The sequence below is a fragment of the Aquabacterium sp. T101 genome, assembly GCF_057219775.1.
Genome location: NZ_JBXVVZ010000002.1, coordinates 267,969 through 293,335, shown reverse-complemented (window position 1 = coordinate 293,335; position 25,367 = coordinate 267,969). Strand labels below are relative to the sequence as shown.

Below are 25,367 nucleotides of genomic sequence, written 5' to 3'. Positions count from 1 at the left end.
GGCCTCAGCGCAGCCAGCGCTGCAGGTGCTCGTAGACGGCCGGGCTGCCCAGCAGCGCCAGGTGGCCTGTGTCGGCCACCACCGCCTGCCGGTCGGCGTCGAACGCGAGCCGCCGCGGCGGCTCGCGGTGCTGGCCCAGCGCGCTGGCCACCGGCACGAGGCCGTCGCCGAGCAGGGCCGCCTTGACGCCGCTCCCGGCCGGGCCGAGCGCACCCGCCAGCGCGTAGCAGCGCACCGACGCCGGCAGCGGCACCTGGGCCCGCTTGTGCGTGCCGCGGCCGGCCACGTCGGGGCTGACGATGTCGCCGTGGCGCAGGTCGTTGATGCCGGCGCTGCGCAGGCGGCCCAGCCGCGCCAGCGGCGCCGCGTAGGGCGTGGCCGCCAGCAGCACGTCCACCCCCTGGCCGGCGCGTTCCAGCGGCGCGCCCTGGTGCGGCGTGCCCAGGCAGACGAGGTCGTTCACCCGGTGCGGCCAGCGCGGTCCGCCGCGCTGCGCCTGCACGCCGTGGAACAGCGCGCTGCGCGCCACCAGCCCGCCCATGCTGTGGCCCAGCAGCACCAGCCGTTCCAGCGGCATCGGCCAGGCGTCGAGCAGGCGTTCGAGCTGCTGCGCCAGCACGCGGCCGTTGGTGGACAGCGACAGGCCGGTGTTGTAGTGCAGGTAGACCGGCGTGTAGCCGAGGTCGCGCGCCAGCGCGGCACCGTGGTCGTGACCGTCGCGCTGCCATTGCAGGTCGTTCATGCACAGCCCGTGCAGCAGCACCAGCAGGCGCGGCGTCGCATCGGGCAGCGCCACCCGCATCGCCGAGCGGTCCAGCACCAGCGGCCGGCCGCCGCACCGGAAGGCCATCGGGATCGCCAGCGGGTTGCCGGTGGCGGCGAGGTGGTCGCCCAGCACGCCGTTCAGGGCCGCGACGATGGCCTCGCGCTCGGCATGCGGCAGGCGCCCGGGGCCGGCCTGGGACGCGAGCGCCGGGCCGAGCCAGCCGAACAGCGCGTCGACGCTGCCGCCCACCACGCGCGTGACGCCGCGCACCGACTTGTAGACCAGCCCGGTCAGGCCGCGCGTGCGCTCGTCGGGCGCGGGCGCCGCGCCGGGCAGGGAGGCGATGCGCGCGTGCAGGGCCTCCACCAGCGAGGTCAGGCCGACGACGGCGTCGGTGGTCAGCTGTGCGGCGCCGCGCAGGTCGGCCGCTTGCAGGAGGGGCTGGAGCATGGGCGAGTGTGACAGCCCCGGGGCCCGGCCGGTGCGGCTTTGCACGGCATGATGCGGGCCATGTCCACGCCCGCTGCCGAAGCCGTTTCCGCCCTGCCGCCGCTGTCGGTGCTCGACCTGTCGCCCATCGTCGAGGGCGCCAGCGCCGCCGACGCCCTGGCCAACAGCCTGGACCTGGCGCGCCACGCCGAGGCCTGGGGCTACCGGCGCTACTGGGTGGCCGAGCACCACAACATGGACGGCGTGGCCAGCTCGGCCACCGCGGTGCTGGTGGGCCACCTCGCCGGCGGCACTCGCACGATCCGCGTCGGCTCGGGCGGGGTGATGCTGCCCAACCATGCGCCGCTGGTGGTGGCCGAGCAGTTCGGCACCCTGGCCACGCTGTACCCGGGGCGCATCGACCTCGGGCTCGGGCGCGCCCCGGGCACCGACCGCACCACGATGCGCGCGCTGCGGCGCCATCTCGACGCGAGCGGCGAGGAGGAGGGCTTCCCGCGCGACGTGATGGAGCTGATGGCCTACCTGGGCGAGCCGCAACCCGGCCAGGCGGTGCGGGCAATTCCCGGCATGGGCACCCACGTGCCGGTGTGGCTGCTGGGTTCCAGCCTGTACAGCGCGCAACTGGCCGCGCACCTGGGCCTGCCGTTCGCGTTCGCGTCGCACTTCGCGCCCGACCTGCTGCTGCACGCGCTGGAGCTGTATCGCGCCGGCTTCCAGCCGTCGGCGGCATGGCCGCGGCCGCATGCCATGGTGGGCGTCAACGTGGTGGCCGCCGACACCGACGCGCAGGCGGCGCGGCTGTTCACGTCGATCCAGCAGCGCTTCCTGGGCATGCAGCGCGGCCGCCGCGGCCCGCTGCCGCGCCCGGTGGACCCGGCCGAACTGGAAGCGATGTGGGCGCCGCACGAGAAGGCCCAGGTCGAGCGCATGCTGGTGGCGTCGGCCGTCGGCTCGCCGGACTCGGTGCGGCGCCAGCTGGCCGCGCTGGTGGCGCGCACCGGCGCCGACGAACTGATCGTGGCCGGTGCGGTGCACGACCACCGCGCGCGGCTGCGCTCCTACGAGCTGCTGTCGGCGCTGCGCACGGCAGGAGCCGCGAGCCCGGCGTAGACCCGCGCCCCGGCCGCTGGCCGTGCAGGGCCGGGATCGGCCCGATGCGCGGCCGCGCCCGGCCCGTATGCTCCGAGAGCCGGCGCGGGCGTGTGTCGGCACGAAAGGGCGCCAGCTGCCGACGCAGTGGCTGGCGCCGTGATCCGTCCCGACGAGAACGAGGAGACCGACATGGCTCGAATCACGCGGCGTGCCGTCCTGGCCGCTTCCGCCCTGGCCGTGCCTGCGCTGCAGGCCCGCGCCCAGACCGCCTGGCCACGCCAGTCCATCCGCTTCGTGGTGCCCTTCGCGCCCGGCGGCACCAGCGAGATCGTCGCGCGCACCGTGGCGCAGGAGCTGTCGCGCCAGCTCGGGCAGACGGTGTTTGTCGACAACAAGGGGGGCGGCGCCGGCATCCCCGCGATGACCGAGGTGGCCAAGGCCACGCCGGACGGGCACACGCTGATCCTCGGCCACGTCGGCTCGCTGGCCGTGCACCCGTACATCTTCGACAACCTGCAGTACGACGTGAACCGCGACTTCATCCCGGTGACGATGCTGGCGCGGGTACCGAACATGTTCGTCATCCACCCCGACGTGCCGGCCAAGGACTTCAAGGAGTTCGTGGCCCACGTGCGCAGGAACCCGGGCAAGCTCGACTACGGCTCGGCCGGCAACGCCAGCGCTGGCCACCTGGCGATGGAGTATCTGAAGCTCGTCACCGGGATGTTCATGACCCACATCCCCTATCGCGGCACCGGGCCGCAGCTCACCGACCTGCTGGCCGGCCGCACCCAGTGCTGCTCGGCCGGGCTGCCGGCGCTGATCCCGCACGTCAAGAGCGGCAAGCTGCGCGCGATCGCGGTGGGCACCGCGCAGCGCCTGCCGATGCTGCCCGACGTGCCCACGGTCGCCGAGATGGGCTACAAGGACTTCGAGACCTCGCAGTGGTACGGCATCCTCGCGCCCGCGGGTACGCCGCGCGACATCGTCAAGCGTCTGCAGGAGGAATCTCTCAAGGCGCTGAAGAGCAGCTCGGTCACGGCGCGCTTCACCAACGACGGCGCGTTCGGCGGCGGCGGCCCGCCGGAGGAGTTCGCGGCCTTCATCGCCCAGCAGCAGAAGACCTGGAGCGTGATCATCAAGCGCGCCGGCATCAAGCCGGACTGACCGGCGCGCGGCGCCCCCCTGCGGCGCCGCCCCTGCGCTACTTGCGCGCGCCCTTCTTCGGCCGCTGCCAGCCGTCGATCGACACCTGGCGCGCGCGCGCCACGGTGAGCTGCCCCGCGGGGGCGTCCTTGGTGATGGTGGAGCCGCCGCCGATGGTGGCGCCTTCGCCCACGTTCACCGGCGCGATCAGCACGCAGTTGCTGCCGATGTGCGCGTCGGCGCCGATCACGGTGCGCAGCTTGTTGGCCCCGTCGTAGTTGGCGGTGATGCTGCCGGCGCCGTAGTTGACCCGCTCGCCGACGCTGCTGTCGCCCAGGTAGGCCAGGTGGTTGGCCTTGGCGCCGGCGGCCAGCGTGCTGTTCTTCACCTCGACGAAGTTGCCGATGTGCACCTCGCGCCCGAGATCGGCGCCGGGGCGCAGCCGCGCGTAGGGCCCCACCAGTGCGCCCGGACCCACATGCGCGCCCTCGATGTGGGTGAACGGGTGGATCACCGCACCGTCGTCGATGCGCGCGTCGCGGATCACGCAGTGCGCGCCGATGCTCACGTCGCTGCCCAGCGTGACCTCGCCCTCGAACACGCAGCCCACGTCGATGGCGACGTCGCTGCCGCACTGCAGCGTGCCGCGCACGTCCAGCCGCGCCGGGTCGGCCAGCCGCACGCCGGCGTCCATCAGCGCGTCGGCCTGGCGGCGCTGGAAGCGGCGCTCCAGGTCGGCCAGCTGCGCCGGGCTGTTCACGCCCAGCACCTCGGTCTCGTCGCGCGCCAGCGTGGCCTGCACCGGCAGCCCCTCGGCCACCGCGACGGCCACGATGTCGGTGAGGTAGTACTCCTTCTGCGCGTTGTCGTTGCGCAAGGCCGCCACCGCGCGCTTGAGCCACGCGGTCGGCGCGGCCAGGATGCCGCTGTAGATCTCGCGGATGCCGCGCTGCGCGGGCGTGGCGTCCTTGTGCTCGACGATCGCCTGCACCTGGCCGGCGCCGTCGCGCACGATGCGGCCGTAGCCCGTGGGGTCGGCCAGCTCCACTGTCAGCAGCGCCAGACGCTCGCCGCCGCAGGCGGCCACCAGCGCGGCCACCGTGGCCGGGTCGATCAGCGGCACGTCGCCGTTGAGCACCAGCGTGGTGCCGCCTTCGGGCAGGTGCGGCACGGCCTGCTGCACGGCGTGGCCGGTGCCCAGCTGCGGCGCCTGCAGCACGCACCGGACATGCTCCTGCGCGGCCATGCTGGCGCGGACGGCGTCGGCGCCATGCCCTACGATCACCAGCGTGCGGTCGGCGCCCAGGCCGGCCGCCGCGTTGAGCACATGCTGCAGCAGGCTGCGGCCGGCCAGCGGATGCAGTACCTTGGGGCGCGCGGACTTCATCCGCGTGCCCTTGCCGGCAGCCATGATCAGCACCGAAAGTGGGGAAGTCTTGTCGTTCATGAGGTCCCGTGTCGACGGCCGGTGGCGGCCCAGGCTGCTGGCGATTATCGGCGCCGTGGTGGCGGCGCTGCTGCTGGCCGGCTGCGGCAGCCTGGTGCGGCTGGGCTACGGCCAGGCGCCCACGCTGGCCCACTGGTGGCTCGACGGCTACGTCGACCTGGACGACGCCCAGTCGCAGCGCCTGCGCGACGATCTCGATCAATGGTTCGACTGGCACCGGCGCCAGCAGCTGCCCGACTACGCCGCGCTGCTGGTGCGCGCCCAGCGCGAGGTCACCGAGCCGATCAGCCCGCAGGCCATGTGCGCCTGGCGCGACCTGGCGCTGCGTCGCGTCGACGCCGCGCTCGAACGCGCCGCCCCGTCGCTGGGCCGCCTGATCGTGACGCTGCGCCCCGAGCAGATCCGCCACATGGAGCGCAAGCTGGCCAAGGACGGCGCCGAGCTGCGGGCCGACTTCGCCCAGGCCGACCGCGCCGAGCGTGCCCGCGCGTCGTTCAAGCGTGCGCTCGAGCGCTACGAGAACCTGTACGGCCGACTCGACGAGGCGCAGCGTGCGCGGCTGGCGCAGCTGCTGGAGGCGTCGCCGTTCGACGCCGACCGCTGGCTGGCCGAGCGCGAGCAGCGCAATGCCGACATGATGCGCACGCTGGCCGCGGCTGCCGCGGGCGGCGACGTCGCCCAGGCCCAGGCCGCGGTGTTCGTGATCGCCGAGCGCGCGCTGCGCTCGCCGCGCCTCGAGTACCGCGCCTACCAGGAGCGGCTGGTGCAGGAGAACTGCGCCCTGGCGGCCACGATGCACAACCTGACCACGCCGGCGCAGCGCCAGCATGCGCGCGGCAAGCTCAAGGGGTGGGAGGACGACCTGAGGGCGCTGGCGGGGGCAGCCGGCGCCGCGGCGTCGCGCTAGCGGCGCGCACGGTCCGCCGACCGCGCAGCCCGTTCAGGGCATCTGCACCTGCACCGAGCGCGGGTTCTTCGCGCCGGTGGCGGGGAAGTCCTTCAACGCGGCCTCGAACATCGCGCCCAGCAGCGCGGCGTCGCCCACCGTGCCGCCCGAGGTCTGCGCGTGGGCCTCGTACAGCGGCGTGCCGGCGGCGCGATCGCGCAGCAGCAAGGCCACGTTGCGCTCGAAGCGGGTGGACCAGTCCGCGTGCACGCCGGCGTAGAACGCCGAGCGCGACGAGCGCCAGGCCGGCGCGCGCCAGTAGCCCGTGCCCCAGCGCCACCACAGCGGGTCATCCCACGGCGAAACCTCGATGCGTGTCAGCCGCGCGCCGATCTGCACGATCACGTCGGCCTGTGCGGCGTCGGGCGCGGGCGTGAAGCCGGCCTTCTCCAGCGCCCTTGCGGCGGCCGACTCCAGCGCGGCCTGGCGCTGTGCGTCGGCCTTCTGCGAGGGCAGCCGCTCGAAGGCATAGCGGCCCGGCTTGCGCTCGGCAGGCCATTCGCTGAAGGTGGTCACCTCGCTGGTCACGGTGTTGAGCGCGGCGCAGCCGGCGAGCACGGCGCCGGCCAGCAGCACGGCGGCGGTGCGCAGGATCGATGCGGTCATGACGTCTCCCGGGTCGGTTCGGTGGGGGCGGCAGCCAGGGCGATGGATGGCGGCATCGCCACCACCGCCGCGGCCGGCGTGCCACAGGCCTCGGCGTCGTCCTCGTCGAAGGCCTTGTCGCCCATCGGGTCGGGCACGCCACTGGGTTGGAGCGTGGCGAAGGGATGCAGGTTCCGGTCCAGCAGGTGCGAGGGCACCACATGCGCCATCGCGCGAAGCATGTTGTCGATGCGACCGGGGGTGCGGCGCTCCCAGTCGTGGATCATGGCCTTGGTCTGGGCGCGCTGCAGGTTCTCCTGGCTGCCGCACAGCGTGCACGGGATGATCGGGAAGCGCTGCACGTCGGCCCAGCGCTGCAGGTCGGCCTCGGCCACGTAGGCCAGCGGGCGGATCACCACGTGGCGCCCGTCGTCGCTGACCAGCTTGGGCGGCATGCCCTTCAGGCGGCCGCCGAAGAACATGTTCATCAGCATCGTCACGACGATGTCGTCGCGGTGGTGGCCGAGCGCGATCTTGGTGGCGCCGAGTTCCGAGGCCACGCGGTACAGGATGCCGCGGCGCAGCCGCGAGCACAGGCTGCACATCGTCTGGCCCTCGGGGATCAGGCGCTTGACGATCGAGTAGGTGTCCTGGGTCTCGATGTGGAAGGGCACGCCCAGACCCGACAGGTACTCGGGCAGCACATGGGCCGGAAAGCCGGGCTGCTTCTGGTCCAGGTTCACCGCCACCAGCTCGAAGCGGATCGGCGCGCGCTGCTGCATCGTGCGCAGGATGTCCAGCAGGGCGTAGCTGTCCTTGCCGCCGGACACGCAGACCATGACCTTGTCGCCGTCCTCGATCATGTTGAAGTCGGCGATGGCCTGGCCCACCTGACGGTGCAGCCGCTTGGACAGCTTGTTGGCCTCGAAGGCCGCCTTGCGCTCGGCCGCGCCCGCGGCCACCGGTTCGTTCATCGCGTTCATGCGCCGTCCTTGATGCCGAACACTTCCACGCCCACGGCGTCGCAGTCGGGGTAGACGTCGGGTTTTTCGGTGGACACGCGGGCCGCGCGCACCTGCGGATGCGCCAGCATCAGTCGCAGCACGTCGTCGGCCAGCGTCTCCTGCAGGTGGATGTGCCCGCGCGACACGCGCTCGGCGATCGAGCGCCGGATGAAGTCGTAGTCGAGCACCTCGTCGAGCTTGTCGGCCTGCGGCGTGGACAGCGCCAGCGGCACGAACAGGTCGACGTTGATCAGCACGCGCTGCTCGCCCTTCTTCTCGAAGTCGTGCACGCCGATGTTGATCCACACCTCGTAGTCGCGCAGGAACAGGCGCCGGCAGCTCATCAGCGCGGGGTGGACGAGAAGGGAGTGCATCGTTATGCCTTGGGGGTGAGGAAGGCCACGTCGCGCGGCTGGCGCGCGAGGTGCTGGCCGCCGTCGACCAGCAGCGTGGTGCCGGTGACGGCGGGAGACTCGATCACGTAGCGCACCGCGCGTGCCACGTCCTCGGGGGTGGACGACCGGCCCAGCGGCGTCATGCGGTGCGCGGCGGCGAAGCCGGCGTCGTCCATCGCCTCGCCGGAGACCAGCGTGACGCCGGGCGCCACGCCGGCCACGCGCACCTGCGGCGCCAGCGCCATCGCCAGCATCGTGGTGGCGGCGTCCAGCGCCGCCTTGGACAGCGTGTACGAGAAGTAGTCGGGGTTCGGGTTCCAGAGCTTCTGGTCCGACAGGTTCACCACGCAGCCCACCTCGCTGCAGCCGTCCAGGTGCGCCGCCAGCGCGGTGGCCAGCAGCACCGCCGGCGCGGTGTTGGCACGCCAGTGCGTTTCCATCGCCGCCACGCTGAAGCCGCGCGCATCGTCGTAGGCGAAGTGCGACGCGTTGTTCACCACCGCGTCGAGGCGCTTCATGCGCTGCGCCACCGCCGGCACCAGGGCGCGGCAGGCGGCCTCGTCGGCCAGGTCGGCGCCGAAGCACTCGGCGCGCGCGCCCAGCTCGCGCAGCTCGGCAGCGAGCGCCTGCGCCTCGTCGGCCGAACGGCGGTAGTGCAGCGCCAGGTCGAAGCCGGCGCGCGCCAGCTCCAGCGCGATGGCGCGGCCGATGCGCCGCGCCGCGCCGGTGACGAGCACCGTCGGTCGCAGGGTGGGAGCGGTCGGGGAGAGGGGCATTCCTACAATCGGCGCATGCAGGCGCCAGACGAGGGTGACAGTGTATTGGCCGGGGTGATCCGGCGGGCCCTCGAGGGCCAAGGCCGGCCCGCGCCCGGCAGCCGGGGCACCGACACCCCCGGCTGGATGCCCTTCGACCGCTTCATGGCCTTCGCGCTGTACGCGCCCGGCCTGGGCTACTACGCCCGCGGCACGCCGGTGCTGGGCGCGATGCCCGGCGACGGCAGCGACTTCACCACCGCACCCGAGATGAGCCCGCTGTTCGGCGCCGCGCTGGCGCGCCAGGTGGCGCAGGCGCTGGCCGCCACCGGCACCGACGAGGTGTGGGAGTTCGGCGCCGGCAGCGGGGCGCTGGCCGCGCAACTGCTGCAGGCCCTGGACGGCACGGTGCGGCGCTACTCGATCGTCGACCTGTCGGGCACGCTGCGGCTGCGCCAGCGCGAGCGCCTCGCACCCTTCGGCGACCGCGTGCGCTGGCTCGACGCGTGGCCGGACGCGATGGCCGGCGTGGTGGTGGGCAACGAGGTGCTCGACGCGATGCCGGTGCAGCTGCTGCACTTCGACGGCGCGCAGTGGTTCGAGCGCGGCGTGGCCTGGGCGGACGGCCGCTTCGTGTTCGCCGACCGGCCCACCGCGCTGCGCCCGCCGGTGGACGCGCCCTTCGTGCCCGGCACGACCACCGAGATCCACCCGCAGGCGCAGGCCTTCGTGCGCAGCCTGGCCGAGCGGCTGCGCGTGGGGGTGGCCTTCTTCATCGACTACGGCTTCCCCGACGCCGAGTACTACCTGCCGGCGCGGCGCGAGGGCACGCTGATGTGCCACCGGGCCCACCGCGCCGACCCGGACCCGCTGGTCGACGTGGGCACCAAGGACATCACCGCGCATGTGGACTTCAGCGGCATCGCGCTGGCGGCGCAGGACGCCGGTTTCGAGGTGCTGGGCTACACCAGCCAGGCGCGCTTCCTGCTCAACTGCGGCCTGGCCGACGCGATGCAGGCGGCGCAGCAGCGCGGCGACTGGGCCGCGCTGGGCGCGGCGCAGAAGCTCGTGGCCGAGCACGAAATGGGCGAGCTGTTCAAGGTGCTGGGGCTGGTGCGCGGCGCGCCGGCTTTCGATGCCCTCGGGTTCGTGCGGGGCGACCGCAGCCACCGTCTGTGAGCGCCGCGCGGCAGCGGCGATGATCGGGCATGCGCTGGCTCATCGTCTTCCTGCTCGCCTTCGTCATCTTCAACGGGCTGGCGGGCTGGCTGCGCCGCATCGGTCTCGGGCGGCTGCCGGGCGACTTCAGCTTCCGCTGGCGCGGCCGCGAGGTCTTCGTGCCGCTGGCCAGCAGCGTGGTGCTGAGCGTGATCGCGATGGGGGTCGGCGCGCTGATCTGAGCACTGCGGGCGGGGTGCCCGGTGCTCAGTCGAAGATGGTCCAGCGGTGGCTGCACTTGCTGCAGCACACCTGCATCGATCCCTCGCGTGCGTCCTCGGTCTCGAGCTTGAAGCGGCCGTAGGTCTCGCACTGCGGGCAGTCGGCCTGGTTGGCCGTGGCCTCGGCATGGTGCAGGAAGTACAGGTAGCGGCGCAGCGCCCACACGCCGATGACGGTGCACACGACGATGGCCGCCACGTCGAACAGCCGGTCCGCGGCGTTCACGCTGTCGCGGACGGCCTCCACCGCGGCGAACACGCCGATCATGCAGAAGAAGGTGAGCACCAGATGCGCGTGGCTCTGCAGCAGCTCGCGCTCGTACCACTTGCGAAAACCATGCTTGCGGATGCCGTCGGCGAGCTTCATCGGGATCGTCCTGCCTGGCGCGTACTGCCTTGATGCGTACGCGCATCGTGGCACAAGGCTTCCCGCGCCGCCACGGCTCAGCCCGCGGCGGCGGGCGCTGCGAGGTGCCGCTCCAGTGCCGCCAGCCGCGCCTCGCGCACGGCCGCGCCCAATGCCGGGCCCTGCGCACCCGCGGCGGCGGCCTGCGCCGCGGCGGCCTGGGCGTCCACCGCCAGCACGGCGGCCAGCGCGCCAGCCAGCCGCGGGCGCGGCGCGTAGGGCTGCGCCTGCAGCCCGGTGCGGCCCCGCGCGTCGCACTCGCAGGCCAGCAGCGCCTGGCCGAAGCGATCCGGCCGGCGCAGCGCGTCGCAGCGCTCCAGCAGGCGCATCACCGCCGCAGCGCCGAAGCCGGCGCTGCGGTGGATGTTGCCGTGCTCGCGCGCGACGATCTCGCCGAGATCGCGGCAGTCGGCCGGCACGCGCCAGCGCTGCGACACCGCCTGCGCCAGCTTCACGCTGCGCGCCTCGTGCGCCACGTGGCGCGGCCATTGGTCGCGCGGCGTGCTGCCCTTGCCCAGGTCGTGCACCAGGGCCGCATAGCGCACCGGCAGCGGCGCCTGAATCCGGGCCGCCATGTCCAGCACCATCTCCAGGTGCACGCCGGTGTCCACCTCCGGGTGGTGCTCGGGGGGCTGCGGCACGCCGTACAGCGCGTCCACCTCGGGCAGCAGGCGGGCCAGCGCTCCGCAGCCGCGCAGCGCGTCGAGCATCCGGCTGGGCCGGGCCTCCATCAGCCCGCGCGACAGTTCCTGCCACACGCGCTCGGGCACCAGCGCGTCCACCTCGCCGGCGGCCACCATGTCGCGGCACAGCGCCTGGGTCGCGGGTGCGATGCGGAACTGCGGCCAGCGCGCCGCGAAACGCGCCAGGCGCAGGATGCGCACCGGGTCCTCGGCGAAGGCCTCCGACACATGGCGAAGCACGCCGTCGCGCAGGTCGGCCACGCCGCCGAACGGGTCGATCAGCGTGCCGTGCTCGTCCTCGGCGATGGCGTTGACGGTGAGGTCGCGCCGGCGCAGGTCGTCCTCGAGCGTGACCGACGGGTCGGCATGCACCGTGAAGCCGCGATATCCCGGCGCCGACTTGCGCTCGGTGCGCGCCAGCGCGTGCTCCTCGCGCGTCACCGGATGCAGGAAGACCGGGAAGTCGCGCCCCACCGGCGTGTAGCCCAGGGCCAGCATCTGCGGCACCGTGGCGCCGACCACCACCCAGTCGCGGTCGCCCGGCGCCACGCCCAGCAGGCGGTCGCGCACCGCACCGCCGACCTGGTAGACCTTCATGCGCCCGAGTGTAGGAGCAGGCGCCGCACGGGCGCCGGCCGCGGTGGGGGGCGGCCATGCGTGCGGGGCGCAATGAAAAAGGGCGGCCTGTCGGCCGCCCTGTCCTGGCGAGTAGCGCCCTGGCGCTCAGGCGTCCTGGCGGCGGCGGCGCGCCATGAACATCAGCGCGCCCAGGCCGGCGAGCATCATCGCGTAGGTGCCGGGCTCGGGCACGGCCGGCACGGCGGCCAGCGACACCGAGTACTGGCCACCCAGCGCGCTGCGGCCGAAGGTGCCGCTGATGTCCAGGTGGTACTGGCCGGCCGCGAAGGTGCCCAGCGACGCCGTCAGGTTGTTGCCCGAGAACGAGCCGAGCAGGGTGCTGCCGCCCGGGTGCGTGTGGTTCCACACGTCGATCACCAGGTCGTGGATGTCCAGCAGGTTGATGCCCATGAAAGTCAGGGCGTAGGTGTTGGCCGCGCCGGACAGGTCCGACGGTTGGGCGATCGTGAAGTTGGCGTACTCCTCGAACGTGGAGCCGGCCCGGCCGAAGGTGGTGACCGCCAGCGTCGAGGGCGACGCGTCCAGCGTGCCGAAGTCGTAGGCGCTGGCGGCGGAACCGTTGCCGGACTGCAGCACCCCGTCGAGGAACGCGATGCCGGCATTGGCGGCCGATGCAAAGGCCAGGAGCGCGGCGGCGACCAGCTTCTTCATTCTTTCTCCCTGAGGATCGTTCTGATCTGCGGTGGGCCGCGCGGAGCGTCCCGTGGGAGAAATTTATCGGCCGGGGTCGACCTTGACTGCCCCGCGGCCGGGGGGCACACCCCCATTCGCGGGGGTCAGCCGGCGTCGCGACCGGCGCGTGCGCGCAACGCTTCCAGCCGGGCCCGGCCGTCGGTGCGGCCCAGGTAGCCGGGCGCCACCGCGTCCAGGGCGGTGGCGGCGATGCCCAGATCGGCCAGCCCGGGGAGGGTGCCGCTGGCCACGTTGGGCACGCGCATCGAGTCGAGGTTGTCGCGCGACATCAGCGGCGGCCCTGGCAGGCATTCCAGCAACAGCGCCTGCAGCTGGCCCAGCGCGTCGGGCAGCGGCAGCACCGGGCGCGGATGGCCGGACCAGCGGCCCGCCGCGCGAACCAGGTCGGCCAGCGTCAGCACCTGAGGGCCGGCGCATTCGTAGGTGCGGCCGATCGTGTCCGGGCGCTGCAGGCACTGCACGATCGCGCGCGCCACGTCGTCCACCCACACCGGCTGGAAGCGCGCGTCGGCCCCGGCCAGCGGCACCACCCACGCCAGCGCCTGCATCGCGGCGAACAGGTTGAGGAAGCGGTCCTGCGCGCCGAAGATCACCGACGGCCGCAGCAGCGTCAGGTCCAGGCCCGCGGCGGCCGTCAGCGCCGCTTCGCCTGCGGCCTTGCTGCGCAGATAGCGCGACGGCAGCGGCGTGTTGCCCACGCCCAGCGCGCTGACATGCACCACGCGGCGCAGGCCGACGGCGGCGCAGGTGCGCGCCAGGCGCTGCGGCAGCGTCACATGGACACGCTCGAACTCGGCCTCGCTGCCGTGCAGGATCGCCACCAGGTTGACCACCGCGTCGCAGCCCGCCAGCAGGCGCAGCAGGGCGCGGTCGTCGTGCACGTCGGCGATCGCCACTTCCAGGCCCGGCAGCGGGCGCACGGCGTTGGCGTGCGCGGCGCGGCGCGTGGGCACCACGATCTGCAGCCGGGCGCCGGCCGTGCGCACGAGGTGCTCGCACAGCGACCGGCCGACGAAGCCGGTACCGCCCAGTACCGCGATGCGCATGGGAAACGGGGCGTTCATGGCAGTTCCTTGTCGGGTGGGGCCGCGCCAGCGTCGCGCGGGCCGATCGCGCCGCCCAGCCGCTGCTTCAGCGACGGCAGCAGCAGCGGTGCGGGGGCCGGCGCCGAGGCGGCCGGGGCCGTCGGCGCCGCAGGGGAGGCCGGCGGGGAGGCCGGGGACAGGGCCGTCGTCGATGACGGCGGCGACGACGGGGGCGCCACCGACGCGCCGGACGCGCCGGACGCAGCCCTGGGGGCCGTGGCGCCGTCCGGCGTTGCCGCGGGTGCCGTGGCAGGCGGGGTGGCCGGCACCGGCGCCGTGGCGGGCACGGGCGGCGGCGCGCTCTGGCGCTGGCCGGCCAGCATCGCCGCATACACGGTGGCGTTGGACAGCACCTTCTTGACGTAGTCGCGGGTCTCGTTGAACGGGATGTTCTCGGCCCAGATCGCGGCCTCGACCGTGGCGCCTTCGCGCCAGCGGCGCGGCCGGCTCGGCCCGGCGTTGTAGGCCGCCGCGGCCATGGCCTGCGAGCCGTCGAAGTCGTCGAGCACCAGCTTGAGGTAGGTGGTGCCGAGCTTGAGGTTGACCGTGCGGTCGGTGACCTGCTCGGGGGTGAAGGGCAGGCCGATCTTCTTCGCGGTCCAGCGCGCGGTGGCCGGCATCAGCTGCATCAGGCCCGACGCGCCGACGCTCGAGCGGGCGTCGAGGATGAAGCGCGACTCCTGGCGGATCAGGCCGTACACGTAGGCCGGGTCGAGCCCGATCTCGCGCGACGCGGCCACCACCTCGGCGCGGAACGGCGTCGGGAAGCGCTGCTCCAGATCGATCTCCTGGCGAGTGCGGTCGCTGGTGTTGATGCAGCGGTCCCACACCTCGCGCGCGCAGGCGCGCTCGGCCGCGGCCAGCAGCGCGCGGTCGCTCATGCCGCGCAGGGAGAAGTTCCACTCGCGCACGCCCTCGCCGCGCAGCCCGAGCGCGATGAGCTGCAGCGCCCGCGTCAGCCCCGGGTGGGCGGCGGCGGCCTCGCGCTCGGTCTCGGTCAGCGGCTGCGGACGCGGCGGCACGGCAAAGGCGCGGCCGAGGTCTTCCGACGCGAGCTTGCCGTAGAAGTGGAGTTCGCCGCCGAGCTGGCGCAGCGCCGCCAGCGCCTGCGTGCGCAGGCGGTCGCCGGCCGCGCCCGCGGCGGCGGACTCGCGCTGCGCCCGCGCGCGCCAGTAGCGCCACGCCGGGTCGCGTTGCTCGGCGTCGCTCATGTGGTCCACCGCCTGCTGCACCGCGCGCCAGCGTTCGGTGCCGGGCGGCAAGCGCAGGGACGAGCGCACGGCCCAGGCCAGCGTCTCGTCGCTCCAGGCGGGGGTCTCGCCGGCCTGGGCGGCCAGGGCCCAGGCCTCGCGGTAGTAGGTGGCGGCGTCGGCCGACAGCCGCAGCGCGGCGGTGCGGCCGGCCTGGGCCCAGGCCCACGCGGCGAGGTCGCGCGGCAGGCGCTGCTGCCAGCGCTCCGACAGCTGCGCCGCGGCCACGTCGGGCTCGGCGGCGGCCATGCGCACCAGGGCCAGCGTGGTCACCTCGGCCTGCGCCCGGTTGGCGACCGTGGCACCGGCGCTGAGGTAGAGCGCCGGCTTGTCGATCGCCTGCGCCACCGCAGCCTGCAGCGCCGGTGCGGCCAGCGCGGCGGCCGCGCGCACCAGGCGCGGGCGGTTCGCCTCGGCGGCCAGCCGGGCGCGACGCCAGGCGTCCGCCGCGGTGAGGACGCGCGCCTCGGTCAGCGCGGTGGCCATCAGGTGGCAGCCGTCGTCGAGGTCGCGCTGCGCGGTCCAGGCGTCCACGGCGCGGGTCTTGAAGTCCGCCGGCAGCGCCCGCTGCGCCTGCTGTGCGTCCTGGTGCTCGACCAGCAGCGCGTAGCAGGTGACCTCGCGGTCGTCGTTCATGCGAAAGCGCGGGAACTCGCGCGCGAAGTTGCCCCAGTCTCGGCGCCGGCCGAGCTCGAGCAGCCAGTCGTTGCGCAGGCGGTCCTCGACGTAGGTGCCGGGCCAGCGCGCGTAGAACGCGTCGAGGTCGGCCTGCTGCGCCTGCGTCAGGCGGTTGCCGATCTCCCAGTAGTCGATCCACGACGCGAGCAGGTGCTTCTGCGCCGCGGACTGGTCGCGCAGCGCGGCCAGGCGCGCGCCGTCGCGCCGCCGCTGGGCGTCGCGGGCTTCGAGGGCGAGGTCGGCCACGGCCGTGCCGTTGCGCGCCGCGGGCTGCGCCGACGAGGGCGGCGCCGTGCAGATCAGGCCGGTCAGCAGGACCACGGCCAGGGCCGCGCGGATCGGGGGATTCGGGAGCATCGGTTCGGGGCCGTCGCGCGAGGCCGCGCGGCCCGGGGTTCTCGGTGTGTCGGTGGGATTGTCGACTGCAGCAATGGTTCAGGGTGGCGCAACGTTGACGGCGGTGTCCATTTGTTGGCGCGTGAGCGCGGCCTGCTCGCGCAGCCAGCCCGCGAACGCGCCGACCTCCGCGCGCGGGCCGCGCGGCGTGGCCAGGTCGATCAGCCAGTACGCATAGGGCGATTCCATGCGAAAGCCCGGGCCGAAGGGCTCGACCAGTTCGCCGCGGCGCAGGCTGTCGATGATCATCGGCACGCGGCCCAGGGCCACGCCGCCGCCGGCCAGTGCGGCCTGCACCTGCTGGTAGGTGAAGTTCAGGTACAGCCAGCGCGCCGGCTCGAGCCCGGGCACGCCGTAGCGCTGCATCCAGGCGCGCCAGGTGAGGAAGTCCGCGCTCGGGCGGTGGTCGTCCTCCTCCAGCAGCGTGTGGCGCGCCAGGTCGGAAGGCTGCGACAGCGGCGGCGCGTGGCCGCGTTCGGCCTGGCCGGCGAGTGCGCAGCTCACGGTGGGGGTGATCAGCTCGTCGAGCAGGCGCTCGGCCCCGGCCGGCGTGGCGTCGGGGTGGCAGTAGCGCAGCACCAGGTCCACGTCGGGGTCGTCGAGGTCGACCATCGTGTCGCTGGCCGAGATGCGGATGTCGATGTCGGGGTGGGCGCGCTCGAAGGCCGGCAGCCGTGGCAGCAGCCACAGCGACGCGAACGACGCGAAGGTGGACACGCTGACATGGCGCCGCCCGCGCGCGCTGCGGATCTGCCGCACCGACGTGTCCAGCCGCTGCAGGAAAGGCAGCACGCTGCGCAGCAGCTGCACCCCGGCCCCGGTGAGTTCGACCTTGCGCGTGCCGCGCACGAACAGCGGGGCGCCGAGCTCGTCCTCCAGCGCCTTGATCTGGCGGCTGATGGCGGGCTGCGTCAGGTACAGCTCGTCGGCGGCGGCCGAGAAGCTCAGCCGCCGGGCCACGGCCTCGAAGGCCCGCAGCGGGCCCACGGCGAGCGGGCGGTGGGGAGGCCTATTCATTACCTGAAGGTATCAATGTGGGGCTGGGGTTTCATTCGACGCGGATCGAATCCGCGCCCATGATGCCACTCCGGAAAGACATTTTGAAGGAGCCTGCCGTGAGACATCAATCCATGCACGGTTTGCAACATTTGCGGGCTACCGCACCGGCCTGGCTGGCCGCCGTGGACCAGCCGCTGTGGATCACCCGCGAGGGCGACCCGGCCGACCACGTGCTGGCCCCCGGCGAGCGCCTGGCGGTGGCCCGCGGCGACCGGCTCGCGGTGGGGGCGTGGCACCCCGACGGCGGCGTCACCTGGGCCTGGCAGCCGCAGTCGCGGCCCCACGGTTCAGGCGCGCTGCGGCGCGTCGTGGCGGCCGCTCTGGAGCGGGTGGCCAGCGCCCTGCGTCACAGCGCGGACGCCCTGGCCTGCTGGGCGCACCGGGCCAACCCGGTGTAGCCGGGCACAATCGGCGCACCTCGTTTGCCGGCGCCGCTGCACCTGCCCATGGACTTCAGCCTCGAACCGACGCGCGACAAGAAGCAGTTGCGGCGCCAGCTCCAGGCCGAGCGCATGTCGATGATCGACCGCCACGAGCGCGCGATGCATCTGCAGGAGGTGCTGCGCGTGTGGCTGGTGCACCGCGACGAGACCGCGATCGGCGCCTACTGGCCGATCAAGGGCGAGTTCGACGCGCTGCCGGCGCTGTTCCGCTGGACCGAGGGCGAGGACGTGAAGGGCCGCCACCGCGTGATCGGCCTGCCGGTGATCGACCGCGAGACCAAGCGGCTGCGCTTTCACCGCTGGTTCCCGGGCTGCCCGATGGAAGAGGACGCCTACGGCATCCCCAAGCCCAAGGACACCGACCGCTTCGAGCCGCAGATGCTGCTGGTGCCCTGCGTGGGCTTCGGCCCGGGCGGGCTGCGTCTGGGCTACGGTGGCGGCTTCTACGACCGCACGCTGGCCACGCTGTCGCCGCGGCCGTACACGGTGGGCGTGGGCTACTCGCATGGCTTCATCCCGTGGCTGGAGGGCGAGCCGCACGACGTGCCGCTGGACGCCATCCTCACCGAGAACGGTGTCGCCTGGCAGAAGCCGGAGTGAGGCGGCGCTGACGCCGCCTGCCGTGGCCGAATGAGAAAGGGCCCCTCGCGGGGCCCTCGTTGCGGAGCGCGGTCGCTCAGAAGCGCTTGCCGATGCCGACGCTGAACAGCACCGGGTCGACCTTGAAGGTGCCGACCTTGGTGCCGAAGGACGACACGTCGGTCTTGATCTGCACCTTCTTCACGTCCACGTTGACCAGCCAGCCGCCGCCCATCGGCACGTCGACACCGGCGCCGATGGCCAGGCCGAAGCTGTTGTTCTTGATGGACGGGCCGAGCGCGGTGTCGATGGCGGGCACGAAGTCCACCTTCGAGAAGTTGGTGTAGTTCAGGCCCGCGCCGACGTACGGGCGATAGCCGCCCATCGGGAAGTGGTACTGCAGGCTCAGCGTGGGCGGCAGGTGCTTGAGCGTGCCGATCTTCGTGCCACCGGCACGGATGTCGTGCTTCTGCGGATAGGTCAGCACCAGCTCGAGCGCGACGTTGGTGTTCAGGAAGTAGGTGATGTCGACTTCCGGGAACGTCTTGTTGTTGACGCTCAGGTCCAGGCCGGTGCTGTCCTTGTTGGCCGAGTCGAGGTTGAGAATGCGGCCGCGCACGATCCAGTTGCCGCTGTCCTGCGCCTGGGCGGTGGCCAGCGGCAGGCAGGTGGCGGCGATGGCGGCGACGATGAGCTTGCGGGTCATCTTCATGATCGGTTCCTTCAGGGGTTCGTCTTTGTGGGGGACGACCTATTGGAGAACCGGCGCAGGCGGGGCCTTTTGCGCTGCAGCAAACCGCGCGTGGCTGTTGCCGCGCGGCCACGTGGCCGCATGGCAACGATCGTGCGTTGTCAGTGATGCGTCAGGTGCGGCGCGCGAGGGGCGCGCGCGGGCTCAGGCCGCGCTGCGGCCGAGGCCGAGCCGCTGGCACAGCTCGCGCGCCAGTGCCGACTGGTTGAGCGTGTAGAAGTGCAGGCCCGGCACGCCGCCGGCGATGAGCCGCTCGCACAGCGACGTGACCACGTCCAGGCCGAAGGCGCGGATCGACGCCGTGTCGTCGAGATAGCCTTCCATGCGCAGCGCCACCCAGCGCGGGATCTCGATGCCGTCGCGCTGCGCGAACTGCGCGATGCGTGCGTAGTTGTGGAAGGGCATGATCCCCGCCGTCACCGGCACGTCGGCACCGAGCCTGCGCGTCGCGTCGACGAAGTGGAAGTACGCGTCCGGGTTGAAGAAGAACTGCGTGATCGCGCCGCTGGCGCCGGCCTTGACCTTGTCGGCGTAGTGCTGCAGGTCGCGCGCGGCGTAGCGCTGCGCGGGGTGGTACTCGGGGTAGGCGGCCACCTCGATGTGCCAGTCCGGCCCCTGCGTGTCGCGGATGAAGCGCACCAGCTCGGCCGCGTAGCGGAACTCGCCCGCGGTGGCGGTGCCGCTGGGCAGGTCGCCGCGCAGTGCCACGATGCGGTGGATGTCCTGCGCGCGGTAGGTGGCCAGGATCTCGGCGATGCCTTCGCGCGTGGAGCCCACGCAGGACAGGTGCGGCGCGGCCTCCTGGCCCGCCGCGGCGATGGCCTGCACGGTCTTGAGCGTCTTGTCGCGCGTGGAGCCGCCCGCGCCGTAGGTGACGCTGAAGTACTGCGGCCCGAGCGCCGCCAGCTCCGGCACCACCTGGCCGATCAGCTTGTCGTCGCCGACCGGCGTGTTGGGGGGGAAGAACTCGAAGCTGATCGGAACAGTGCGTGTCATCGTCGGGCCCACAGGAAGAATTCGCGATTGCCGTCGCCGCCGGCGATCGCGCTGGGAAAGTAGTCGCGCACCGCAAGCCCGGCGTCGGCACAGGCGGTGCGCAGTCGTTGCTCGACCCGCGCATGCGCCGCCGGGTCGGTGACGAGCCCGCCGCGGCCGATGTCGGCCGGCTGCAGCTCGAACTGCGGCTTCACGAGCAGCAGCAGGTCGCACCCGGCCAGCGGCGCCAGGGCCGGCAGCACGAGCGTGAGCGAGATGAAGGACAGGTCGGCCACCACGAGGCCGTAGCGCGGCAGCGGCAGGGCGTCGGCGGCGAGGCTGCGGGCGTTGACGCCTTCCAGCACGGTCACGCGCGCGTCGGCGCGAAGCCGCGGGTGCAGCTGGTCGTGGCCCACGTCCACGCCCACCACGCGCGCGGCGCCGCGCGCCAGCAGCACGTCGGTGAAGCCGCCCGTGCTCTGGCCCACGTCCAGGACATCCAGCCCGCCGACGTCGATGCCGGTGTGCGCCAGCGCCGCGTCGAGCTTGAGCCCGGCGCGCGACACCCAGCGCAGCTCGGCGTCGTCCGTGATCTCCAGCTCGCAGGCTTCCGGCAACTCGTCGCCCGCCTTGCGCGGCAGCGCCCAGCCCGAAGCCGCACGCCAGCGCACCGCGCCGCGCTCGATCAGGCGCTGCGCCGCCGACCGGCTCGGCGCCAGCCCCCGCGACACCAACAAGAGATCCGCGCGAACCACGATCGATGTGCCTTTCCCCGCAGCGCGAACCACACCACGGGCCCTCCACCAGCAGGCGCCGAGGGTCGGCTCAGCCGACCCTCTGGCGCCGCCCCCTTGAGGGGGAGCGCCGAAGGCGCAACGGGGGTGGTCGACTTCAGTACCTGTAGGTCTCCGGCTTGAACGGCCCCACCTTCGGCACGCCGATGTAGCCAGCCTGCTCCTCGGTGAGCTCGGTCAGCTTGGCGCCGAGCTTGGACAGCTGCAGGCGCGCGACCTTCTCGTCCAGGTGCTTGGGCAGCACGTACACCTTGCCCACGTCGTAGGCGTCGGCATGCGAGAACAGCTCGATCTGGGCGATGGTCTGGTTGGCGAAGCTCGACGACATCACGTAGCTCGGGTGGCCCGTGCCGCAGCCCAGGTTCACCAGGCGGCCCTTGGCCAGCAGGATGATGCGCTTGCCGTCCGGGAAGATCACGTGGTCGACCTGCGGCTTGATCTCCTCCCACTGGCACTTCGCCTCGATCGTCGCGACGTCGATCTCGTTGTCGAAGTGGCCGATGTTGCAGACGATGGCCTGGTCCTTCATCTTCGACATGTGGTCGTAGGTGATGACGTTCTTGTTGCCGGTGGCGGTGACGAAGATGTCGGCCTGCGAGCAGGCGTCGTCCATCGTCACGACGCGGTAGCCTTCCATCGCCGCCTGCAGCGCGCAGATCGGGTCGATCTCGGTCACCCACACCTGGGCCGACAGCGCGCGCAGCGCCTGGGCGCTGCCCTTGCCCACGTCGCCGTAGCCAGCCACCACGGCCACCTTGCCCGCCACCATCACGTCGGTGGCGCGCTTGATGCCGTCCACGAGGCTCTCGCGGCAGCCGTACAGGTTGTCGAACTTGCTCTTGGTGACGCTGTCGTTGACGTTGATCGCGCGGAACTTCAGCGTGCCCTTGGCCGACATCTCCTTCAGGCGGTGCACGCCGGTGGTGGTCTCCTCGGTCACGCCGATGATCTCGGCCGACTTGCGCGAGTACCAGGTCGGGTCCTGCGCGAGCTTGGCGCGGATGCTGGCGAACAGCACGCGCTCCTCCTCGCTGCCGGGATTGGACAGCACCGAGGCGTCCTTCTCGGCGCGCTGGCCCAGGTGCATCAGCAGCGTGGCGTCGCCGCCGTCGTCCAGGATCATGTTCGGGCCTTCGCCGGCCGAGCCCTTGGGGCCGAACTCGAAGATGCGGTGGGTGTAGTCCCAGTAGTCGGCCAGGGTCTCGCCCTTGTAGGCGAACACCGGCGTGCCGGCGGCCACCAGCGCGGCGGCGGCGTGGTCCTGGGTGCTGAAGATGTTGCACGAGGCCCAGCGCACCTGGGCACCCAGCGCCTGCAGCGTCTCGACGAGCACCGCGGTCTGGATGGTCATGTGCAGCGAGCCGGTGACGCGCGCGCCCTTGAGCGGCTGCTTGGCGGCGTATTCGTCGCGGATCGCGATCAGCGCGGGCATCTCGCTTTCGGCGATGCGGATTTCCTTGCGGCCCCAGTCGGCGAGCGACAGGTCGGCCACGGCGTGGTCTTGGCTGGGCTTGAGAACGGCGTTCATCGGGAAAGGCTCCAAACGTGGAAGACCCTGCGCGACGACGACGATGTGCCTGGAAAGCTCACCCACGACGGTCGTGCAGGTGAGCGCGGTTGCAAGGGGAGGCCTCTCGAGCCTGGCCCCGGCGGCGGGGTTGCAACGCTCCTCGAAAGGTGGCGCGATTGTAGCGGCTGGCGGCGCGGCGTGCCTTCAGGTCGCGGTCATCGGCATGAATTCCTCCGCACGGCCGGCCACCAGCGAGGCGCGGCCCACCAGCAGCGTGTCCACGCTGCCGATGGCCCTGGCCTCCTTGCGGCCATAGGGCAGGCGATGCAGCACGTAGCGCATGGCGTTCAGGCGCGCGCGCTTCTTGCAGTCGGACTTGATCACGGTCCACGGCGCGTCGGCGGTGTCGCAGGCCAGGAACATGGCCTCCTTGGCTCGCGTGTAGTCGTCCCACTTGTCGAGCGAGGCCATGTCGATCGGGCTCAGCTTCCACTGCTTGAGCGGATGCGCCTCGCGCTCCTTGAAGCGGCGCCGCTGCTCGGCGCGGCTGACGCTGAACCAGAACTTGAACAGGTGCACGCCGGAGCGGACCAGGTGGCGCTCGAACTCGGGCGCCTGGCGCATGAACTCCTCGTACTCGCCCTGCGAGCAGAAGCCCATCACGCGCTCGACGCCGGCGCGGTTGTACCAGCTGCGGTCGAACAGCACGATCTCGCCGGCCGTGGGCAGGTGCTCGATGTAGCGCTGGAAGTACCACTGGCCGCGCTCGACCTCGCTGGGCTTTTCCAGCGCCACGACGCGCGCACCGCGCGGATTGAGGTGCTCCATGAAGCGCTTGATCGTGCCGCCCTTGCCGGCCGCGTCGCGGCCCTCGAACAGGATCACCACGCGCTGGCCGGTCTCTTTGACCCAGGCCTGCAGCTTCAGCAGTTCCACCTGCAGCCGGTACTTCTGGCGCTCGTAGGCCTTGCGCGACATCAGGTTGGCATACGGGTACGCGCCCTCGCGCCAGTCGGGCACCAGCTCGGCGTCGGGATCGTTGTCCCGGCCCCCGGTCGGCGGCGCCGCCTGGGCCAGCAGGCGCTTCAGCGCCCGCCGCTCGTCCGGCGACGCGCCGGCCACCAGCGCCTGCAGCTGTGCCATCGCGGTGCCACCCTTGGCGCCGCGCAGCACGTCGGCCACGGCCATCGCCTGCACCGTGGCCTGGCGCGTGGTGGCGCGGGCCACGCGGTCGCTCTCGAGTGCGCGCCGCGTGGTCGACGGCGCGGTGTCGCCTTCGGTGGCCCGTCGCGTCGTGCGGGGCTTGCGCGCCGCGGCCGGCGATCGCGCCGCCGCGCCGCCGCGCGTCGGCCCCAGGGCGCGCGCTGCGGGGCGCTTGGGCGTTGGTGCAGAATTCCTGGCCATGTCGGAGGCTCGTTTCGCAGGCGAAAGCACCATCATCGGTGGCGCGCACCGGCCCCATGTTGACGCCCGTCAATCGGGCCCCGCCGCGGGCGCCGGCCGCTGATGCCGGCGCGTCCGCGGCCCTGGGCCGATTGCCCGGCCGACGCCTTGCGCGCGGTGGCCGGCGTCTTCACCGACATCGACGACACCCTCACGCGCGACGGTGCCATCGAGCCGGCGGCGCTGCAGGCGCTGCACGCGTTGCACCGGGCCGGCGTGCCCGTGGTCGCCATCACCGGGCGGCCGCTCGGCTGGAGCGTGCCCTTCGCGCGGGCCTGGCCGGTGGCGGCCATCGTGCCGGAGAACGGCGCGGTGGCCCTGGTGCGCGACGGTGACGCGATGCTCACCGAGTACGCCCAGGACCGGGCCACGCGCGAGCGCAACGCGCGCCGCCTGGCCGAGGTGGCGGCGCGCGTGCTCGCCGAGGTGCCCGGCGCCACGCTGGCGCGCGACAGCGCCGGCCGCGTGACCGACATCGCGGTGGACCACGCCGAGTTCGCGCACCTCGATACCGCGGCGATCGAGCGCGTGGTGGCGATCATGCGCGCCGAGGGCATGACCGCCACCGTCAGCTCGATCCATGTCAACGGCTGGTTCGGCGACCACAGCAAGCTGACCGGCGCACGCTGGATCGTGCAGCGCCTGTTCGGTCGCGATCTCGACGCCGAGGCCGCGCACTGGGTCTATGTCGGCGATTCCACCAACGACCAGCTCATGTTCGGCCACTTCCCGCTGGCCGTGGGCGTGGCCAACCTGCTGGAGTTCGAGGCGCAGTTGAGCGTGTGGCCGGCCTACCTGACGCGCGGCGAGCGCGGGGCCGGCTTCGCCGAGGTGGCCGCGCGCGTGGTGCAGGCGCGCGCGGGGCGATCAGGCGAGCCCGAGGAACCCGTGCATCCGGTGTAGCTCGTCGTCCATGGCGGCGGTGAAGGCCGGGTCGGCGATGCGCGGCCCGGAGAAGCCCACGGCCACCTGCAGGCGGCCGTCGCGCGCGCCGACATTGGCCCAGCCCACCACGCGGTCGCGCCACAGCGCCGGCAGCGCGTAGTAGCCGAGCACGCGGCGCGGCGCCGGCGTGTAGGCCTCGAAGCGGTAGGGCCAATGCCAGAACGCCTCGAAGCGGCGCCGGTCCCACACCACCGGGTCGAACGGCGCGAGCAGGCGCACGGCGTCGTCGGGGCGGTGCGCGCGCGAGGCCGGGTTCTCGCCGGCCGGCCAGTACCACAGCGTGCCGTCCACCGTGGCCGACGGCAGGCGGCGGCGCGCCCGTTCGAGTGCGGCGCGGCGGCCATCGCGCCACTGCGGCGCGGCCGCGCTCAGATGTGCCACCAGCTGCCCGAGCGACGTCGACGGCAGCGGCGCGTACTTGCCCACGATCACGTCCACCATCGCGTCGAGCGCGGCGGCCGCGTCGGGTGCGGCCTCGTGCGCGTCGCGGGCCGCGTAGCAGCGGGTGCCGCCCTCGCGCCGCGCCACGCGCAGCAGGCCGCGGTAGTGCATGCCGTCGAGCAGCTGCGTGCTGGCGTTGGACGAGCCGCCGAACCAGTTGCGGGTCTTGCCGTGGGCGAACTGCGCGTCGACCTCGCGCGGATGCACCACGCCGCGCTCGCGCACGAAGGCCAGCACCTCGTGCGCCTGGGCCCAGCGCGACGCCGGCCACACCGTGCGTGGCGTGCGCGGGTGCATCAGCCGGTGCAGCGCGGGCGTGACGAAGCCGTAGTTGACGAAGAAGTCCTCCTCGACGCGCAGCTTCGGGTAGCGCGACTCCAGGTCGCCGGCGCGGTAGCCGGCCACACGGTGGCGCAGCGTCAGGTCCTGCGCCCGGGCCGGCGCGCGGATCGGGTCGGCCTGAACGAAAGCCAGGCGCTCCAGCGCGCGAGGCAGCGTCGTCGGGGCGAACAGCGAGCGCGTCACCGCATGGCGCCGAAGCGCGTCGATCGTCACCGCCATGGCGTGCCGGG

The 25,367-nt window shown here is 73.0% G+C and carries 26 protein-coding genes and 1 riboswitch; of the genes, 8 read left to right on the top strand and 18 right to left on the bottom strand.

The annotated features are described in order from the left end of the window. Window positions 1-4: 4 nt before the first annotated feature. A complete protein-coding gene (locus AC2EAQ_RS08460; protein ID WP_484642093.1) occupies window positions 5-1,216 on the bottom strand; it encodes an esterase/lipase family protein in 1,212 nt (403 codons plus the stop codon). Window positions 1,217-1,309: 93 nt separating this feature from the next. Here AC2EAQ_RS08460 and AC2EAQ_RS08455 point away from each other — a divergent pair, with 93 nt between their 5' ends. Next, window positions 1,310-2,326: an LLM class flavin-dependent oxidoreductase gene (locus tag AC2EAQ_RS08455; protein ID WP_484642775.1), complete on the top strand. Its 1,017-nt coding sequence runs from the start codon at window positions 1,310-1,312 to the stop codon at window positions 2,324-2,326. Window positions 2,327-2,497: 171 nt separating this feature from the next. After that, window positions 2,498-3,475 (top strand): Bug family tripartite tricarboxylate transporter substrate binding protein, encoded by a 978-nt coding sequence (locus tag AC2EAQ_RS08450; protein WP_484642772.1) that lies wholly within the window; start codon window positions 2,498-2,500, stop codon window positions 3,473-3,475. A gap of 37 nt (window positions 3,476-3,512) precedes the next feature. On the opposite strand, the gene glmU is transcribed toward AC2EAQ_RS08450, so the two are convergent. Further along, complete coding sequence (glmU, locus tag AC2EAQ_RS08445; protein ID WP_484642091.1) at window positions 3,513-4,901, bottom strand: bifunctional UDP-N-acetylglucosamine diphosphorylase/glucosamine-1-phosphate N-acetyltransferase GlmU; 1,389 nt, start codon at window positions 4,899-4,901, stop codon at window positions 3,513-3,515. On the opposite strand from glmU, the gene AC2EAQ_RS08440 reads away from it, so the two are divergent. Continuing rightward, complete coding sequence (locus AC2EAQ_RS08440; RefSeq protein ID WP_484642089.1) at window positions 4,900-5,808, top strand: DUF6279 family lipoprotein; 909 nt, start codon at window positions 4,900-4,902, stop codon at window positions 5,806-5,808. The genes glmU and AC2EAQ_RS08440 overlap by 2 nt on opposite strands. Window positions 5,809-5,841: 33 nt before the next feature. On the opposite strand, the gene AC2EAQ_RS08435 is transcribed toward AC2EAQ_RS08440, so the two are convergent. The 4 genes from AC2EAQ_RS08435 to AC2EAQ_RS08420 are packed head-to-tail and all read right to left on the bottom strand — an operon-like array spanning window position 5,842 to window position 8,607. Beyond that, window positions 5,842-6,453 carry a DUF4136 domain-containing protein gene (locus AC2EAQ_RS08435; RefSeq protein WP_484642087.1) on the bottom strand — a complete coding sequence of 204 codons (612 nt, stop codon included), beginning with the start codon at window positions 6,451-6,453 and terminating at the stop codon, window positions 5,842-5,844. Continuing rightward, window positions 6,450-7,415 (bottom strand): tRNA 2-thiocytidine(32) synthetase TtcA, encoded by a 966-nt coding sequence (gene ttcA, locus AC2EAQ_RS08430; RefSeq protein ID WP_484642085.1) that lies wholly within the window; start codon window positions 7,413-7,415, stop codon window positions 6,450-6,452. The genes AC2EAQ_RS08435 and ttcA overlap by 4 nt, the downstream gene beginning before the upstream one ends. Then, window positions 7,412-7,810, bottom strand: a complete 399-nt coding sequence (locus AC2EAQ_RS08425; protein ID WP_484642083.1) for a dihydroneopterin aldolase — start codon at window positions 7,808-7,810, stop codon at window positions 7,412-7,414. Before AC2EAQ_RS08425 ends, ttcA begins: the two co-directional genes overlap by 4 nt. Before the next feature lie 2 nt (window positions 7,811-7,812). After that, complete coding sequence (locus AC2EAQ_RS08420) at window positions 7,813-8,607, bottom strand: SDR family oxidoreductase (protein ID WP_484642081.1); 795 nt, start codon at window positions 8,605-8,607, stop codon at window positions 7,813-7,815. Between the two features lie 15 nt (window positions 8,608-8,622). On the opposite strand from AC2EAQ_RS08420, the gene AC2EAQ_RS08415 reads away from it, so the two are divergent. Both AC2EAQ_RS08415 and AC2EAQ_RS08410 read left to right on the top strand, forming a co-directional pair. Next, window positions 8,623-9,765: a class I SAM-dependent methyltransferase gene (locus tag AC2EAQ_RS08415; protein ID WP_484642079.1), complete on the top strand. Its 1,143-nt coding sequence runs from the start codon at window positions 8,623-8,625 to the stop codon at window positions 9,763-9,765. 29 nt (window positions 9,766-9,794) lie between these two features. Beyond that, a complete protein-coding gene (locus AC2EAQ_RS08410) occupies window positions 9,795-9,986 on the top strand; it encodes a DUF2905 domain-containing protein (RefSeq protein WP_484642075.1) in 192 nt (63 codons plus the stop codon). A gap of 25 nt (window positions 9,987-10,011) precedes the next feature. On the opposite strand, the gene AC2EAQ_RS08405 is transcribed toward AC2EAQ_RS08410, so the two are convergent. From AC2EAQ_RS08405 to AC2EAQ_RS08380, 6 genes are all read right to left on the bottom strand, one after another. Further along, window positions 10,012-10,392 (bottom strand): hypothetical protein, encoded by a 381-nt coding sequence (locus tag AC2EAQ_RS08405; RefSeq protein WP_484642072.1) that lies wholly within the window; start codon window positions 10,390-10,392, stop codon window positions 10,012-10,014. A gap of 77 nt (window positions 10,393-10,469) precedes the next feature. Next, entirely contained in the window at window positions 10,470-11,711 is a 1,242-nt protein-coding gene (locus AC2EAQ_RS08400; RefSeq protein ID WP_484642070.1) for a multifunctional CCA addition/repair protein, read from the bottom strand. 126 nt (window positions 11,712-11,837) lie between these two features. After that, window positions 11,838-12,404, bottom strand: a complete 567-nt coding sequence (locus AC2EAQ_RS08395) for an FxDxF family PEP-CTERM protein (RefSeq protein ID WP_484642066.1) — start codon at window positions 12,402-12,404, stop codon at window positions 11,838-11,840. 125 nt (window positions 12,405-12,529) lie between these two features. Then, the gene (locus AC2EAQ_RS08390; protein ID WP_484642063.1) at window positions 12,530-13,510 is read right to left on the bottom strand and encodes a complex I NDUFA9 subunit family protein; all 981 of its coding nucleotides are present in this window, start codon (window positions 13,508-13,510) and stop codon (window positions 12,530-12,532) included. Beyond that, window positions 13,507-15,816 carry a lytic transglycosylase domain-containing protein gene (locus AC2EAQ_RS08385; protein ID WP_484642059.1) on the bottom strand — a complete coding sequence of 770 codons (2,310 nt, stop codon included), beginning with the start codon at window positions 15,814-15,816 and terminating at the stop codon, window positions 13,507-13,509. The genes AC2EAQ_RS08390 and AC2EAQ_RS08385 overlap by 4 nt, the downstream gene beginning before the upstream one ends. Before the next feature lie 78 nt (window positions 15,817-15,894). Continuing rightward, window positions 15,895-16,872 (bottom strand): LysR family transcriptional regulator, encoded by a 978-nt coding sequence (locus AC2EAQ_RS08380; RefSeq protein WP_484642056.1) that lies wholly within the window; start codon window positions 16,870-16,872, stop codon window positions 15,895-15,897. Window positions 16,873-16,970: 98 nt separating this feature from the next. On the opposite strand from AC2EAQ_RS08380, the gene AC2EAQ_RS08375 reads away from it, so the two are divergent. Then, window positions 16,971-17,312 carry a DUF2917 domain-containing protein gene (locus AC2EAQ_RS08375; RefSeq protein ID WP_484642052.1) on the top strand — a complete coding sequence of 114 codons (342 nt, stop codon included), beginning with the start codon at window positions 16,971-16,973 and terminating at the stop codon, window positions 17,310-17,312. Between the two features lie 48 nt (window positions 17,313-17,360). Next, window positions 17,361-17,957 carry a 5-formyltetrahydrofolate cyclo-ligase gene (locus AC2EAQ_RS08370; protein WP_484642049.1) on the top strand — a complete coding sequence of 199 codons (597 nt, stop codon included), beginning with the start codon at window positions 17,361-17,363 and terminating at the stop codon, window positions 17,955-17,957. 76 nt (window positions 17,958-18,033) lie between these two features. Here AC2EAQ_RS08370 and AC2EAQ_RS08365 read toward each other — a convergent pair whose 3' ends face one another. The 5 genes from AC2EAQ_RS08365 to ppk2 form a co-directional block, all read right to left on the bottom strand. Then, window positions 18,034-18,642 (bottom strand): OmpW/AlkL family protein, encoded by a 609-nt coding sequence (locus tag AC2EAQ_RS08365; protein ID WP_484642768.1) that lies wholly within the window; start codon window positions 18,640-18,642, stop codon window positions 18,034-18,036. A gap of 189 nt (window positions 18,643-18,831) precedes the next feature. Further along, entirely contained in the window at window positions 18,832-19,683 is an 852-nt protein-coding gene (gene metF / locus AC2EAQ_RS08360; RefSeq protein WP_484642047.1) for a methylenetetrahydrofolate reductase [NAD(P)H], read from the bottom strand. Beyond that, on the bottom strand, window positions 19,680-20,393 hold the full coding sequence (locus AC2EAQ_RS08355) for a TlyA family RNA methyltransferase (RefSeq protein ID WP_484642045.1): 714 nt from the start codon (window positions 20,391-20,393) through the stop codon (window positions 19,680-19,682). Before AC2EAQ_RS08355 ends, metF begins: the two co-directional genes overlap by 4 nt. Window positions 20,394-20,553: 160 nt before the next feature. Then, complete coding sequence (gene ahcY / locus AC2EAQ_RS08350; protein WP_484642043.1) at window positions 20,554-21,984, bottom strand: adenosylhomocysteinase; 1,431 nt, start codon at window positions 21,982-21,984, stop codon at window positions 20,554-20,556. 74 nt (window positions 21,985-22,058) lie between these two features. Next, window positions 22,059-22,134, bottom strand: a riboswitch (S-adenosyl-L-homocysteine riboswitch). 36 nt (window positions 22,135-22,170) lie between these two features. Next, the gene (ppk2, locus tag AC2EAQ_RS08345) at window positions 22,171-23,370 is read right to left on the bottom strand and encodes a polyphosphate kinase 2 (protein ID WP_484642040.1); all 1,200 of its coding nucleotides are present in this window, start codon (window positions 23,368-23,370) and stop codon (window positions 22,171-22,173) included. A 102-nt stretch (window positions 23,371-23,472) separates the two neighbouring features. On the opposite strand from ppk2, the gene AC2EAQ_RS08340 reads away from it, so the two are divergent. After that, a complete protein-coding gene (locus tag AC2EAQ_RS08340) occupies window positions 23,473-24,312 on the top strand; it encodes an HAD-IIB family hydrolase (RefSeq protein ID WP_484642038.1) in 840 nt (279 codons plus the stop codon). Here AC2EAQ_RS08340 and AC2EAQ_RS08335 read toward each other — a convergent pair. After that, window positions 24,277-25,356 carry a DNA glycosylase AlkZ-like family protein gene (locus AC2EAQ_RS08335; protein ID WP_484642036.1) on the bottom strand — a complete coding sequence of 360 codons (1,080 nt, stop codon included), beginning with the start codon at window positions 25,354-25,356 and terminating at the stop codon, window positions 24,277-24,279. The genes AC2EAQ_RS08340 and AC2EAQ_RS08335 overlap by 36 nt on opposite strands. Window positions 25,357-25,367 lie beyond the last annotated feature (11 nt).

What these genes read in the sequence shown, in the direction of transcription:
- AC2EAQ_RS08460 (WP_484642093.1), bottom strand. Translation starts at nt 1,216, where the DNA reads ATGCTCCAGCCCCTCCTGCAAGCGGCCGACCTGCGCGGCGCCGCACAG.
- AC2EAQ_RS08450 (WP_484642772.1), top strand. Translation starts at nt 2,498, where the DNA reads ATGGCTCGAATCACGCGGCGTGCCGTCCTGGCCGCTTCCGCCCTGGCC.
- AC2EAQ_RS08440 (WP_484642089.1), top strand. Translation starts at nt 4,900, where the DNA reads ATGAGGTCCCGTGTCGACGGCCGGTGGCGGCCCAGGCTGCTGGCGATT.
- glmU (WP_484642091.1), bottom strand. Translation starts at nt 4,901, where the DNA reads ATGAACGACAAGACTTCCCCACTTTCGGTGCTGATCATGGCTGCCGGC.
- AC2EAQ_RS08435 (WP_484642087.1), bottom strand. Translation starts at nt 6,453, where the DNA reads ATGACCGCATCGATCCTGCGCACCGCCGCCGTGCTGCTGGCCGGCGCC.
- ttcA (WP_484642085.1), bottom strand. Translation starts at nt 7,415, where the DNA reads ATGAACGCGATGAACGAACCGGTGGCCGCGGGCGCGGCCGAGCGCAAG.
- AC2EAQ_RS08425 (WP_484642083.1), bottom strand. Translation starts at nt 7,810, where the DNA reads ATGCACTCCCTTCTCGTCCACCCCGCGCTGATGAGCTGCCGGCGCCTG.
- AC2EAQ_RS08420 (WP_484642081.1), bottom strand. Translation starts at nt 8,607, where the DNA reads ATGCCCCTCTCCCCGACCGCTCCCACCCTGCGACCGACGGTGCTCGTC.
- AC2EAQ_RS08415 (WP_484642079.1), top strand. Translation starts at nt 8,623, where the DNA reads ATGCAGGCGCCAGACGAGGGTGACAGTGTATTGGCCGGGGTGATCCGG.
- AC2EAQ_RS08410 (WP_484642075.1), top strand. Translation starts at nt 9,795, where the DNA reads ATGCGCTGGCTCATCGTCTTCCTGCTCGCCTTCGTCATCTTCAACGGG.
- AC2EAQ_RS08405 (WP_484642072.1), bottom strand. Translation starts at nt 10,392, where the DNA reads ATGAAGCTCGCCGACGGCATCCGCAAGCATGGTTTTCGCAAGTGGTAC.
- AC2EAQ_RS08400 (WP_484642070.1), bottom strand. Translation starts at nt 11,711, where the DNA reads ATGAAGGTCTACCAGGTCGGCGGTGCGGTGCGCGACCGCCTGCTGGGC.
- AC2EAQ_RS08395 (WP_484642066.1), bottom strand. Translation starts at nt 12,404, where the DNA reads ATGAAGAAGCTGGTCGCCGCCGCGCTCCTGGCCTTTGCATCGGCCGCC.
- AC2EAQ_RS08390 (WP_484642063.1), bottom strand. Translation starts at nt 13,510, where the DNA reads ATGAACGCCCCGTTTCCCATGCGCATCGCGGTACTGGGCGGTACCGGC.
- AC2EAQ_RS08385 (WP_484642059.1), bottom strand. Translation starts at nt 15,816, where the DNA reads ATGCTCCCGAATCCCCCGATCCGCGCGGCCCTGGCCGTGGTCCTGCTG.
- AC2EAQ_RS08380 (WP_484642056.1), bottom strand. Translation starts at nt 16,872, where the DNA reads ATGAATAGGCCTCCCCACCGCCCGCTCGCCGTGGGCCCGCTGCGGGCC.
- AC2EAQ_RS08370 (WP_484642049.1), top strand. Translation starts at nt 17,361, where the DNA reads ATGGACTTCAGCCTCGAACCGACGCGCGACAAGAAGCAGTTGCGGCGC.
- AC2EAQ_RS08365 (WP_484642768.1), bottom strand. Translation starts at nt 18,642, where the DNA reads ATGACCCGCAAGCTCATCGTCGCCGCCATCGCCGCCACCTGCCTGCCG.
- metF (WP_484642047.1), bottom strand. Translation starts at nt 19,683, where the DNA reads ATGACACGCACTGTTCCGATCAGCTTCGAGTTCTTCCCCCCCAACACG.
- ahcY (WP_484642043.1), bottom strand. Translation starts at nt 21,984, where the DNA reads ATGAACGCCGTTCTCAAGCCCAGCCAAGACCACGCCGTGGCCGACCTG.
- ppk2 (WP_484642040.1), bottom strand. Translation starts at nt 23,370, where the DNA reads ATGGCCAGGAATTCTGCACCAACGCCCAAGCGCCCCGCAGCGCGCGCC.
- AC2EAQ_RS08340 (WP_484642038.1), top strand. Translation starts at nt 23,473, where the DNA reads ATGCCGGCGCGTCCGCGGCCCTGGGCCGATTGCCCGGCCGACGCCTTG.
- AC2EAQ_RS08335 (WP_484642036.1), bottom strand. Translation starts at nt 25,356, where the DNA reads ATGGCGGTGACGATCGACGCGCTTCGGCGCCATGCGGTGACGCGCTCG.